This is a genomic window from Lactiplantibacillus nangangensis, assembly GCF_005405065.1.
GTDB lineage: Bacteria > Bacillota > Bacilli > Lactobacillales > Lactobacillaceae > Lactiplantibacillus > Lactiplantibacillus nangangensis.
Genome location: NZ_BJDI01000006.1, coordinates 109,867 through 121,698, shown reverse-complemented (window position 1 = coordinate 121,698; position 11,832 = coordinate 109,867). Strand labels below are relative to the sequence as shown.

The window sequence follows — 11,832 nt, the reverse complement described above, 5'->3', positions numbered from 1 at the left end:
CGAAGATTGCTAGACCCTACACATTTGATTTGTCGAAACTTTGTTCAGTTTTCAAAGGTCTAATTTGTTGGTTGATTACCTCAACACAACTTAATCATCATAGCATCTGAAGCGCTTACTGTCAAATACTTTTTTCAAAGAATTTAACGGGCTTTTTCAACTGTGTGTTGCCGTTGCGACAACAGAAACTATCATATCAATTACTGAAGAAGTTGTCAACAACTAATTTCAATAATGTTTTCCGTTTCATCAGCACTTGGCTGACCTGCCGTAGCAGCAACGTGTACTAATATACCAATTTGAAATGAAAGTGTCAACTATTTTCAATAACTTTTTTCACAGCTATGAAAATTGCCCCTTTTCAGTCCTGATTATTGCATCACAGCAAGTAGACTCAAACACCAATAGGCATCTCACTTAGCGCACTTTTTAGCTTAAAATCTCAACTAGTTGTTTCTATGATAATATGCAAGCCGCAAAAAAAAGAACAGGTGACCATCGGCAATGAACACCGATGACCACCTGTGCGATCCTTGATAATCCTTTAACTCAATTAAATTGAGCCTTGACCCGATCCTTAAGCTGTAAAACAGCAGGGAAAGCAATGATGCCACCCATGATTGCTTGAACGGCATTCATGGGAATCCCCATTAATCCGGTTGGTAACGCATATAAAATCGAATCGGAAATGAAATACCCAGCGACCATGACAACACTTCCGATAGTCAACGCTAGCATCTGTTGGCCTTTAGACTTATTCGCCCCAAACTGCCCAACTATAAAGCCTTCTAAACCATGGACGATCAATGAGAAAAACATGTATTGTGAGTAACCTAAAATCATATCTAATAGAAAACCGCTCGCCCCACCAACGATTGCCCCACCACGCCGACCAAATAATAACGCGGCAATAAAGATGCCTGCATCACAAAGATTGACGTATCCATGGGTCATTGGAACTGGGATATGTACAAACATTGAAAGTGCCACATCGACAGCAATTAATAAGCCTAATGCAGCGACCATCCGTGTTGAAAATTGTGGTGATTGTTTACCTGCCATTGCTAATCACGACTCCTTTAGTTTTTTAACAACCAACTGTCTCGAGTAGCACCCCTGTACATCAGATTTTACTACACTTTTCTGAAAACACCCAGCCCTTAGACATAAAACTTAGGACTAAAAAACTGACTTACCTTTCGGCTCGTCAGTTTCATTAGAACTAGTTACTATTTAACGCGTGCCAAGAAGTATTTCTTCTTCCCACGACGAACAATGACAAATTTACCATCAAAGGCCGCTTGTGGATCAATTTCAGCATCCACATCCGTCACCTTTTCGCCATTGATTCGAATGGCACCATTCTTGATATCTTCACGGGCTTGACGACGAGAACCTTCGAACTTAGTCGCATCAACGAGCCACAAGACGATGTTCTGCTTTTCAGTCGTCACTTCCGCTGAAGGGACACCCTTGAAGCCTTGTTCGATTTCGGCAGCGTTCAAGCTTTGCACATCACCGGTAAAGAGTGCTTTCGTGATTGCTTCGGCTTCAACGACGGCTTGCTTACCATGAACAAATTCAGTGACTTCTTCGGCTAAACGACGTTGGGCTTCCCGCTTTTCAGGGGCAGTCTTGACCGTTTCAGCTAAAGCATCAATTTCTTCGTGGCTTAAGAACGTAAAGTATTTCAAGTATTTGACGACATCGCGGTCATCTTGGTTAATCCAGAATTGGTAGAATTCATATGGTGACGTCTTTTCAGGGTTCAACCAAACTGCACCACCAGCGGTCTTACCGAACTTAGTCCCATCAGCTTTTAGTAATAGCGGAATCGTTAAGCCATATGCTTTGGCGTCATTGCCTTCCAAACGATGAATTAAATCAGTCCCGGCAGTGATATTCCCCCATTGGTCAGCACCACCGATTTGGAGTTGAACATGTTCTGCACGGTATAAGTGCAAGAAATCGATTGATTGCAAGATTTGGTAAGTGAATTCCGTGTATGAAATCCCGACTTCTAGCCGACTCGCAACGACCTCTTTATTCAACATGGTATTCACGCTGAATAATTTACCGTAATCACGCAAAAAGTCTAAAAGGGATAATTTTGATAGCCAGTCGTAGTTATTCACGATCGAGAAGTTTTCATCGGAACCGAATAACTTATGCATCTGCGCATTTAAGCCATCTTCATTATGCTTTACTTGCGCCATCGTTTGTAAAACCCGTTCCGAATTTTTACCAGAAGGATCACCGATCGCACCAGTTCCCCCACCAACAACAACGTAAGGATGATGCCCGGCTAATTGGAATCGTTTCAAGATCATGAAAGGAATCAAATGCCCGATATGCATACTATCACCGGTTGGATCAATCCCACAGTACAAAGAAACGGATTGGTTTTCCGTCAATTCCTTCAAGCCGGCTTCATCAGTCTGTTGGTTAATGGCGCCGCGCCACTTTAAATCATCAATAATGTTCATCTGTGTTCCTCCTCAGTTAAGGTCCGAAATAAAAAAAACTCGCCCCTGCTATTAAACAGGGACGAGTTTTTTCGCGTTACCACCCAAGTTACCACTCTAAAAAGAATGATCTCTCATTTATTGATAACGAAATAATCCGGCCGAATGGCAGTTCACTTTAGGTAATTCATCCTTGACCACAGCTCGGTTCACACCAACCACCGAGTCGCTTAACTGTTGGGTCAACGACTACTTATTAAAGATCACTACTTTTAATTGTTATCTCATATCATAAGCACTCACGGCAAGAATGTCAATCACGTTTTCGCGTCCGCATCGCTAGCGTTAACGCCACTAAATTAATCAGAATTAGGACCAACAAAACGCTAAAAGCCGTCGTCGCCCCAAATGCTGTTCGTTGTGCCAGCGAACCACTGGCCTGCGTTTGACCCAATGTCATGACTGCGGAAACAATCGACGTCCCAGTTGCGCCGGCAAATTGTTGTAATGTATTAAAAACGGCATTCCCATCTGCTTGTTGTGCCAAACTCAACTGACTCAGGCCACTGGTCATCGTATTCCCCATCGTTAAGCCCATACCAATCATCAATAAAATATAAATGACCAAAATTGACCAGCCAGTTAACCGCAAGCCTAAGCCAGTAAATAAGGCAATGGCGGCAGCTAAGATCACTGCGCCCGTCAAAATTGGCTTTGCGGCACCAAAGCGGTCCAAGATACGGCCACCTAATGGCGCAAATGCGGCCCCAACAGCGGCCCCTGGTAGGACAAATAATCCCGCTAACAAGGCACTCTTTCCAGTTACGAGCTGAATATAATTTGGCAAAATAAAGGCCAAACCTAGCGCATTAATTTGTACGAGAAAAAAGCCAAGCAGATGCCAATCAAACGAGTGGGTCTTAAAAATGGCTAAATCGATCAATGGTTGTTTCGCCACCTGGGTCCGTTTCACAAAACCAAGTAGGCCCAATACCCCCACTAGAAATAGGCCAGTCACGACCCATGGCTGCTGAGAAAATTTCTGCAAGTTGCTAAAACCTAAGGTAAAACCAACAAAAATCGCCATTACCATGATCCAGGCCACCACATCAAAACTCGCACGCGTCGTTGGCGTCGCTTGCCGAATTGAATAAAGCCCCAGAATTAGTGATAAAACTAGTAGCGGTAATAATAGAATAAAGATCCAGTGCCAACCAAGACTACTGACGACTAAGCCACCAAAAGTTGGTCCGAGCGCTGGCGCAATCGCTGTAATTAACGTCCCGACGCCCATCAAGGTCCCTTTTTGTTCATCAGGAACCCAGTCTAAAATAATATTAAACATGAGTGGCAAGGCAATCCCGGTCCCTAAGCCTTGGACGATCCGTCCCAAAACTAACATGCCGAAACTACCAGCACCCGCATCGATCAACAGGCCCAGCATAAATAACAGATTGGCCGTCACAAACAAGGTCTTCGTTTTAAAGCGCCGTTTTAAGAATGACGAAATCGGCACAATAATAGACACCACGAGTAAATACGCCGTCGTTAGCCACTGAACGGTCGCGGTGTTAATCGAAAACTGGCGCATCAACACTGGGAACGTGATATTCATGGCAGTTTCCACGATTACCCCACAAAAAGATAGCCCGCCTGAGGCAATCACGGCTAATATTAACTTCAAATCGACTTTTTTAGTCAAGAATCAACACTCCTTCATTTATAGTTCGTGTTCGAACTAATTAACTAGTTTAGCACAGATCTGCCAGAATGAAAGGCTAAACTATTGATTGACATTCAGGGCCATGTGCCATAGAATGCCTCCTAGTAAGAATACGAACTATTAGAGGAGTCATCATGAAAAATTCAATCGGTATCGCCATCAAAAAAGCTAATAATGCGCTATCCCGCGACTCAGACCACTATGCCAAGCAGCTTGGGCTCACTGGGATGCAGATCAGTACGATCAATTTCATTGCCAATCATGAAAACACTCAGGCCGTTTTCCAACGGGATTTAGAACGAGAATTTAATATCCGTAAGGCCACCGCCTCCAGCTTAGTCTCCACCATGGTCCGCAAACAACTACTCATCCGCGTCCCCGCTCCGAATGACGCCCGCTACAAACAATTACTGCTGACCCCTGAAGCACGGCAACTCGCCACCAAGATTGAAGCTTTTTTCGAGGTCAGTGAACGGCGAATTCAAGCCCTATTACTGGCAAATACGCAACTAACTTATGACAGTTTGACAAAAATCAGCACAGCTTTCACCGCAACAAATACCCCTAAGCCGTAAAAAAATTCACTGATTATTTGATTAAAGTCAAATCACCAGTGAATTTTTAATTAGCCCTATTTAGTTTTTAGCATCCGCCGCAATCTTGATGACCGTATTGGCATGTTGGCCATCAACTTGAGCGACTTGCCCAGATTGTTGCCACTTAACAGAATTGGCTTCATCCGCTTGTGGCTGGTTATAGACCGTCACTTCACCATTAGTCACATTTTTAGCTGTTAGGTCCTGCTTTTGCAGTTGTGAATTAACTTGATTGGCAAATTGGGTCGTATTTTGTGCCACATCCTGCGTATTGGCCACCGTGGTAACCGACCAGTTGCCCGTGTTCCAGTGAACATAGACCCGGCCCATCGTTCCTTGAACCGTGGCCGTCGCACCAGAATTCAGTTTAACCGTCTGACCATCCACATTTTTCAAATTGTTGACTTGATCAGCCGCATCGCTACTGCTGTTATAGTCAGTTTGTTTATAAGTGGCCGTTTGTTTAGCCGTGCCAGCTTTCACATAGCTGACACTATAATTTGATTTAGTCCCACTGGCACTCTTAGCCGCAACGGTTTGGCCAGTCGCTTTGACCGTCGTTGGTGCGGCAGTCTGATTGACCGTGCTAACATTATCTGAAGCCGCGTGTAACACGTGATTGACTGATGGTGCTGCCACTAGGCCAATTGCTAAGGCCCCGGTTGCTGTAAAAATTCCTAATTTAATCTTCCGCTTAAAATCCATAACTGTAAGTTCCTCCTAAGTTGTAACCTGCGCTTGATTTGCTGTAATATCATGCCCCGCTGACGTCACAAAGTAATGTGAGCCATCTGAACGTTTAACGAGCTTTTTCACCACGATTCGTTGACCTGCTCGCAGCCGCATCTTTAACAAATTCGCCTTTGTGAACCGACTTCGCCGATACTGGGCGATGCTAACTTTGGCACGTACCCAGTGATCAGCCGGTAGTTTCTCAAAATCTGCTGGTGCTACCGACGTGACCTGGCCGCTTAAATAACCGTTACGAGTTTTAAGCACGGTCATTGTGCCCACTTTCACTAGCCTAGCCGTAACTTGTTGACCAGCTGCCAATTTAGTTGTTGTCGCCCGTTTTAACTGTGCATCACGATAAACTCGCAATGGTTGTAACACCGTATAAACACCATGTTGCCCCACCCAGTATCCAGTCACATCTTGTGCCAGGACCCAGTGATGCAATGCCGCCACATAAACAGCCTGCAATGAATGTGACGTTTTAACTTTTTTCACTGCCGTCACCTTCAATAGCTGGTGCTTAGCAGCTGATGCAATTTTAGTCTGGGACCCGTAGTAACGAACAGCGCTGGGCTTTAGCTTAACTGCCTGTCCAACTATGTACTGACTATATGCCCAATTGATTTTGTGTCGAACGACTACCTTTTTGACTGACTTCACACGTGGTCGCTTAACTAATCTGATCTTCTTCGTCGCATGCTTACGCGGCTTGACGGCCGTTTTAACGACCTTGGCAGTCATTTTTTTGGCGGCAACCTTATGAGGCTTAGCCTTGACCCGTTTGATCGTGGTCGGTTTAGCCTTAATTACAACTTTTTTGGGCTCAATGACCCGCCGAACTGACTTCACGGCAGTTGGTTTGACAGTATCTGTGGTTAACCACCAGCTTACTGGATGAACCCAAGTAGCCACCTGACTATTGTCAACATATTTATTCAAGCCCGCCATATAAAAATGATCCGTATATTGCCACATGGCATACGGAATCTGTGGCGTTCTTGCCGTGTAATCAGCGATCCACTGCGCGTTGAATAGCTGCCGTGACGTATTTGCATAAGTCGTCGCAAACGACTGATAAGAGTAAAAGACTAATTTTTTAGTGGTCAGCGCCCGCATTTGTTGCTCCCAAGCAGCCACGGCGGCGTTGGTCGAACCAGATTTCACCGTATTGACTTCAAAATCCAAAACGTAGAAACGCGCAGCCTTATTCGACCGCGCATAAAAATCCCGCGCTTCCTGACGCGCACTCGCGACACTGGTAAATTGTGAAAAGTCATATTCACCAAATGGCACCCCATATTTTACATACAACGCCGTATTATTGGCCGCATCTTTATCCACATAATTTGCACCATACTGTCGCCGATTGATGACAAATGAAACATGTGGTTTCATTTGTTGCACCTGAGTTGCCGTTAAACGCCCCTGCCATTCCGAAATATCCGGAATCGCCAACGTTGCTGCTTGACCTTTCAGCGGCATCAATAATCCCAGTGCCGCAACCAGCCCAGCTAAGCCGATTAATCCCCAATTTGACTGTTTCATGTGAAGGCCCTCTCCCATACCGTACGCCATCAAACATCCGTCACAACGACTTAACAATCAATTCAATTTTTTTTAAACAACCTGCCTTAAATAGTCAACCGACATGAGTTATTTTACCATTTTTATATTGGAAAATAATAATGTTTTTCAACTGACCTCATCATAAGCGTTCTATCTTTAAAACCGGCGTCATTTTCGTTTCAATTCCGTTACAGATTATTAACGGTTACGGCTAATGCCCTAAAACAATGGAAACTTTTCAAATCACCGTTTCTGAACCACACACCAGATTGTTAAGTCACTTATCAATATGCCAAAAAAAGCTCACGATCAACAATCGCGAACTCCCATTACTATCCCTGCCGATAATTCCAAACGATGCTGTAAGTGACAACAGTTCCCCAGCCGCTGCTGTGATTTACTTAATCATGAAAAAAGTATTGTGTCGGGACACCAAAGTCATCGTGTAATTTTTGAACTTCCACGATGCTCCAACTAGAACGCCCATGTAGCTTATTCCAAACAGTATTTACGCTACGATCAATTGAATCTGCCAAATTCTTTTGGGTGATATGATTCTGCTTAAAATACGCCAGTAATAAGACATCATTATCAGGCTTCATGATAATTCCTCCTTTTCCCCATAAGGGAATATTACACCAGTTTATCGCTTTCATCAATAACTAACTGTGGCTTTTCACAAAAATATGGGTAAAATAGTTACCGAGGTGGAACTGGATGCTAGCAGAAAAGTTAAAGTGTGCACGCGCTCAGAAACACCTGACTCTGTCAGCGGTTTCTCGACAAATTGCGGCAACCTATCACGTTCGGATCTCAACTTCCATGTTGTCGCGCTATGAAAATGGCTACTCAATCTCAATCAACCATTTATTCGCCTTAGCTAGTTTTTTTGACCTGAGTTTAGATTCGCTCGTTAAAGAATTTGCCCAAACCGGTCAACGTTATAAGACTCGGTAACCTAAAAAAGCACCGTCAAGTTTTCATTAACTTGACGGTGCTTTTAAACTTAATTGGTTCTTTTAATGTTTCAGGGTTAAAACAACCGCTTGTTTGCCCATTTGATTATACGCAGCCTTGAAATCTGACCAATCCACAGCTTGTTGCTTATGCCCATAAGGATTGTTTAGATAGATGACTTTTTTAGCTCGGTTGAAGCCAACAATCACCACACTGTGCATATCATAAGTAATCTTAATTGTGCCTTGTGGCGTTTGCCAATCTTGCATGCTGCTGACCGGCGCAAAAGAAGCGGTCGTGATGGTCCAAACAGGGCGACCAGCTTCCAGTTGCGCAATCACTTGATCAAAAGACGATCCAGTCAAATCTTTAACATGACTGGTCTGCGTTTTGGCCAATGTCGTAATTGGACCGTGATAAACGCCCAACCCAGGATTCGCTCCGGTTACGTCACCGACGAAACCCACATTAGGATTACCGTGTTCCCCATTGTCATAAGTCAGTGGCACACTCGTGAGTTTGGCGGCCAGTGCATTTTTATCAATATTAATATGATAATAGTTAAGTAACATGGTTAATGAAGTGACCTCACAGCCATTATATAACCGTGGTTCGGCCATCTGTTCGACCAGTGGCACGTTCAATTTAACCTGATTAACCGTTTTCTTTTTTGACTTAGCCTTTTTGGCCTTCGCAGCTTGTTGCGTCGTTGTCGTAAATGACGCTTCAATCCAATCAGACACTTGGGTGGCTGAAAAAACGACAACTCCTAAAATAGCAGCAACAACAATTACTGTCGGCCATAAACGACGTCGCCGATAATGTCTTGGCATACTCCTACTCCTTATCTCCAACAAAATATGTATGATTTCCATCAATAACTATCTGGACCTGTGTAAACTGTTACAGTTCATCGCCAGTAATCATAACATTAAATAATTAATAAGGATACCGAAAATGTGGCCCTTCAGAAACTTCGCTTTAAGCTGCAACAACCGGCGTAAAATCAATTGCCAAATAATCATTTAAGCCCAATTGCCGCCGCGCTGGCACAGCGGTAATCCAGCTTTGACTAAGGGCACGATTATAGATCATCGTATCGGCCGCAGTTTGGCCTGCAATCAAAGTGAATTCCAATTTGCTCGTTTGTAGCAATTGTTCAACCGTCCGAATGGCTGCTAATTTTGTTCGTTGTTGACGCTGACGATACCACTTAACTGGTACCTGAGTCAGTGACAAAACACTGTCAGTCATCGTTACCACGAGCATTGTCGTCTTAGTCGCCGTCATCGCAACGCGCAATGATTGAGTTTGGGCAATCAAGGCATTAGAATCTAGTTGTGCCAAAACTAAATCTTGATCTAAAAGTGCTGCAGTGAGTCCAGCTTGATCGGTTAACTCACCCGCAATAAAGGTAATGGTCTCAGGCCAAAGTTGTCGCTCACTTGCTGGTGCATAGACCGTTAAGCGACTCGCAGGCGTCTGTTTGACGGCCGCTAGTACTGTTTTCAATTGGTTCACTGATAAGTGACCCGCCACTAAAATGTTTTGCATCTTTAATCCTCACCTTTTTGTTGATCTCAATAAGAAGAGGTTATCAGCTTCGAGTTACTAGAAGGCAAGCCTAAAACTGATTATTTTGTGTTTTTTGCAAAATTAATGGTAGCATCGGTTACAAAGTGTTTTATGATAATAAGGTGAACTAACTAACTAAAAAGTGTTTTAAAATCCAATTAATGAGGTGTTTAAATGGAAGCCTTGCTATACGCGCTCTCACTGCTTTCTGGGGGCTATGAAATGTTAATTATGATGATTGCCTTTCGTGAGTTTCTAACTTGGCGACTCTCAGCCGTTTGGGTAGCCCTCGTCATTTTCTTTGGCGTTTTCGGCCAAATTGCGACCGCCCAATGGCCACAAGTGCCACTAGTCTTTTTCTGGATCGTCCCAATTACGGTGGTCAATACCATCATGAGCGCCCGCTTGCTCTATACCAAGTGGATTCTAACGCTGCCTATTGCTATTTTTTTAAATGCTATTAAACGGCTCGTTGGTGGGATGGCCGGTAGCTTTTTAAAATGGATCATGTCCTCAAGCGCCCCGATGCAACTCCGCCAAGCCATCGATTTACATAATCTATCGGCTAATATTAACTTATTCGGCGCCGTAATTATTTGCTTACCCATCATGATTATCATCGGTTTGATTGCCCATAGTTTTATGGTCAAATCATCGGCCGCTGACTTTTTCCAACATGCCAAAATCGATCGCAGCGACTATCTCCTAGTCCTGCTCTGTTATGCACTTTACTTAGGCGCATATGCCTACGTTTTGGAGCTTTCCGTCATTTCACAAACCTACGTGGCCAGTGCCTCAAGCATTATTTTTGGCATTATCGTCTTCTACGTCGTGAATAATAAAAATAGTCGTTTAACTGACGCCCAGCTTTTGAGCGAAATGTCGAACTATAACGAACTACTCGGACACCGCAATCAACAACTACACCTATTTAAACATGACTATCAAAACATTCTTTTAAGCTTGTCCCAGTATATCCAGACCAAAGATATGGGTGGCTTAAAGGATTATTTTGAAACCGAAGTTATGGCGAGTGGTGAAAATCTGACGACTGACATTGGTCCCGAACAGCTTCGTCATCTACACGTACCAGCGCTGAGTGGGTTGATTTATTCCAAATACGAAGCTGCGGCCTCTCGCAACGTCCAATTGAAATTAACAGTGTTGCAACCAATCGACTTACCAGAAGCGGCCCATGTCAACATCGTCCGTATTCTGGGAAACTTGCTGGATAATGCCATCGATGCCGCCGCTCAAGTTGACCATCAAGTTTACTTGACCGTGACTCAGACACAGCAAGGCGACGTCACTTTCAACGTCAAAAACCAAGTTCCTGCTGGTGAGACCATTAATTTAGCCCGCATTAAGAAAAGTCGCTTTACAACTAAACCGGGCCATTTAGGCTATGGACTCAGTAGCATCTCACAATTGGCCAGCAAACACGTTCAAGTCGGCTACCAGATTCAAGATGGGACTTTCTTAGCCACCTTAACCATTCATAAGGCAAAATAGCCTTTAGAAAATCTTAATTTGCTAAAATTTATTTCTCTACTACAATTAAAGGTATACTTCGAGTGGTAGCGGTTACCCACTCTTTGGAAAGGACCTGAATCCATGTCACAATCCGAAGACGAAATGGACAAACATTTACAATCAGCCATGTTCGGGACACCAGTTTTACATCCAGATGAACAACACCGAAATCTTGGCACTTTTCATGAACGTATCGATCTCGGCATTACTTTTACACAAGCGCTCTTACGTGATTACTCTGCGGAGTTACAAACGGAGATTACTGCCCATCCAAACTACCAGTTGCTTCTACATGGCTTACTGGATCAAGATATTTTGGACCGATACATCAAACTTGCTAATCAAGCTAACCTAAAATTTGCAATTCGTAACGACTTGCTCTACCAACACGAACCAGATAGTTTAGCGATTGCGTTGGCTGCACCAATGGCCATCTCACCAGCCACCATCAACATTGATGACCGGTTCCCGTTGGCACCTTTGCCGACCACGTCCGCGTTACCGAAACAATTACTATTGGATCGGATTCATCAGCACCTTGAACGCAATCGGCGTGAATTCCGCCAACGCCATCATCTCAACTAAAAATAAAGCTGACCACCTTTTTGCGGGTAGTCAGCTTTTTTATGTTGTCTTTTTCGCCTACGGTCGCCACTGATTACATGCGGTCCTGGGACCGGGT

The 11,832-nt window shown here is 43.9% G+C and carries 12 protein-coding genes and 1 other annotated feature; of the genes, 4 read left to right on the top strand and 8 right to left on the bottom strand.

Annotated features, from left to right (window positions below):
• Positions 1-549: 549 nt before the first annotated feature.
• From FFM70_RS06810 to FFM70_RS06800, 3 genes are all read right to left on the bottom strand, one after another.
• Positions 550-1,062, bottom strand: coding sequence for an ECF transporter S component (locus FFM70_RS06810; RefSeq protein WP_137616093.1), 513 nt, complete (start codon positions 1,060-1,062; stop codon positions 550-552).
• A 167-nt stretch (positions 1,063-1,229) separates the two neighbouring features.
• Positions 1,230-2,486 carry a tyrosine--tRNA ligase gene (gene tyrS, locus FFM70_RS06805; RefSeq protein WP_137616092.1) on the bottom strand — a complete coding sequence of 419 codons (1,257 nt, stop codon included), beginning with the start codon at positions 2,484-2,486 and terminating at the stop codon, positions 1,230-1,232.
• A gap of 54 nt (positions 2,487-2,540) precedes the next feature.
• Positions 2,541-2,741, bottom strand: a binding site (T-box leader).
• 37 nt (positions 2,742-2,778) lie between these two features.
• Complete coding sequence (locus tag FFM70_RS06800; protein WP_137616091.1) at positions 2,779-4,167, bottom strand: MFS transporter; 1,389 nt, start codon at positions 4,165-4,167, stop codon at positions 2,779-2,781.
• 155 nt (positions 4,168-4,322) lie between these two features.
• On the opposite strand from FFM70_RS06800, the gene FFM70_RS06795 reads away from it, so the two are divergent.
• The gene (locus tag FFM70_RS06795) at positions 4,323-4,763 is read left to right on the top strand and encodes a MarR family winged helix-turn-helix transcriptional regulator (RefSeq protein ID WP_137616090.1); all 441 of its coding nucleotides are present in this window, start codon (positions 4,323-4,325) and stop codon (positions 4,761-4,763) included.
• A 60-nt stretch (positions 4,764-4,823) separates the two neighbouring features.
• On the opposite strand, the gene FFM70_RS06790 is transcribed toward FFM70_RS06795, so the two are convergent.
• The 3 genes from FFM70_RS06790 to FFM70_RS06780 all read right to left on the bottom strand — a co-directional run bounded on the left by FFM70_RS06790 (position 4,824) and on the right by FFM70_RS06780 (position 7,687).
• Positions 4,824-5,489: a hypothetical protein gene (locus FFM70_RS06790; protein WP_137616089.1), complete on the bottom strand. Its 666-nt coding sequence runs from the start codon at positions 5,487-5,489 to the stop codon at positions 4,824-4,826.
• 15 nt (positions 5,490-5,504) lie between these two features.
• Complete coding sequence (locus tag FFM70_RS06785) at positions 5,505-7,064, bottom strand: GH25 family lysozyme (protein WP_223877452.1); 1,560 nt, start codon at positions 7,062-7,064, stop codon at positions 5,505-5,507.
• Positions 7,065-7,486: 422 nt separating this feature from the next.
• Positions 7,487-7,687, bottom strand: a complete 201-nt coding sequence (locus FFM70_RS06780; protein WP_137616088.1) for a helix-turn-helix domain-containing protein — start codon at positions 7,685-7,687, stop codon at positions 7,487-7,489.
• 115 nt (positions 7,688-7,802) lie between these two features.
• On the opposite strand from FFM70_RS06780, the gene FFM70_RS06775 reads away from it, so the two are divergent.
• Positions 7,803-8,042 carry a helix-turn-helix domain-containing protein gene (locus FFM70_RS06775; protein WP_137616087.1) on the top strand — a complete coding sequence of 80 codons (240 nt, stop codon included), beginning with the start codon at positions 7,803-7,805 and terminating at the stop codon, positions 8,040-8,042.
• A 62-nt stretch (positions 8,043-8,104) separates the two neighbouring features.
• Here the strand turns inward: FFM70_RS06775 and FFM70_RS06770 are convergent, their stop codons facing one another.
• Both FFM70_RS06770 and FFM70_RS06765 read right to left on the bottom strand, forming a co-directional pair.
• Positions 8,105-8,875, bottom strand: coding sequence for a C39 family peptidase (locus tag FFM70_RS06770; RefSeq protein ID WP_137616086.1), 771 nt, complete (start codon positions 8,873-8,875; stop codon positions 8,105-8,107).
• A gap of 148 nt (positions 8,876-9,023) precedes the next feature.
• On the bottom strand, positions 9,024-9,596 hold the full coding sequence (locus FFM70_RS06765) for an NAD(P)H-binding protein (RefSeq protein WP_137616085.1): 573 nt from the start codon (positions 9,594-9,596) through the stop codon (positions 9,024-9,026).
• A 195-nt stretch (positions 9,597-9,791) separates the two neighbouring features.
• Between FFM70_RS06765 and FFM70_RS06760 the strand changes: the two genes are divergently transcribed.
• Both FFM70_RS06760 and FFM70_RS06755 read left to right on the top strand, forming a co-directional pair.
• Positions 9,792-11,129 carry a sensor histidine kinase gene (locus tag FFM70_RS06760; protein WP_171002319.1) on the top strand — a complete coding sequence of 446 codons (1,338 nt, stop codon included), beginning with the start codon at positions 9,792-9,794 and terminating at the stop codon, positions 11,127-11,129.
• Positions 11,130-11,231: 102 nt separating this feature from the next.
• Positions 11,232-11,735: a YueI family protein gene (locus FFM70_RS06755; protein WP_137616084.1), complete on the top strand. Its 504-nt coding sequence runs from the start codon at positions 11,232-11,234 to the stop codon at positions 11,733-11,735.
• The last annotated feature ends 97 nt before the right edge of the window (positions 11,736-11,832 follow it).

What these genes read in the sequence shown, in the direction of transcription:
- FFM70_RS06755 (WP_137616084.1), top strand. Translation starts at nt 11,232, where the DNA reads ATGTCACAATCCGAAGACGAAATGGACAAACATTTACAATCAGCCATG.
- FFM70_RS06780 (WP_137616088.1), bottom strand. Translation starts at nt 7,687, where the DNA reads ATGAAGCCTGATAATGATGTCTTATTACTGGCGTATTTTAAGCAGAAT.
- FFM70_RS06810 (WP_137616093.1), bottom strand. Translation starts at nt 1,062, where the DNA reads ATGGCAGGTAAACAATCACCACAATTTTCAACACGGATGGTCGCTGCA.
- FFM70_RS06760 (WP_171002319.1), top strand. Translation starts at nt 9,792, where the DNA reads ATGGAAGCCTTGCTATACGCGCTCTCACTGCTTTCTGGGGGCTATGAA.
- FFM70_RS06770 (WP_137616086.1), bottom strand. Translation starts at nt 8,875, where the DNA reads ATGCCAAGACATTATCGGCGACGTCGTTTATGGCCGACAGTAATTGTT.
- FFM70_RS06790 (WP_137616089.1), bottom strand. Translation starts at nt 5,489, where the DNA reads ATGGATTTTAAGCGGAAGATTAAATTAGGAATTTTTACAGCAACCGGG.
- FFM70_RS06775 (WP_137616087.1), top strand. Translation starts at nt 7,803, where the DNA reads ATGCTAGCAGAAAAGTTAAAGTGTGCACGCGCTCAGAAACACCTGACT.
- FFM70_RS06795 (WP_137616090.1), top strand. Translation starts at nt 4,323, where the DNA reads ATGAAAAATTCAATCGGTATCGCCATCAAAAAAGCTAATAATGCGCTA.
- FFM70_RS06785 (WP_223877452.1), bottom strand. Translation starts at nt 7,064, where the DNA reads ATGAAACAGTCAAATTGGGGATTAATCGGCTTAGCTGGGCTGGTTGCG.
- tyrS (WP_137616092.1), bottom strand. Translation starts at nt 2,486, where the DNA reads ATGAACATTATTGATGATTTAAAGTGGCGCGGCGCCATTAACCAACAG.
- FFM70_RS06765 (WP_137616085.1), bottom strand. Translation starts at nt 9,596, where the DNA reads ATGCAAAACATTTTAGTGGCGGGTCACTTATCAGTGAACCAATTGAAA.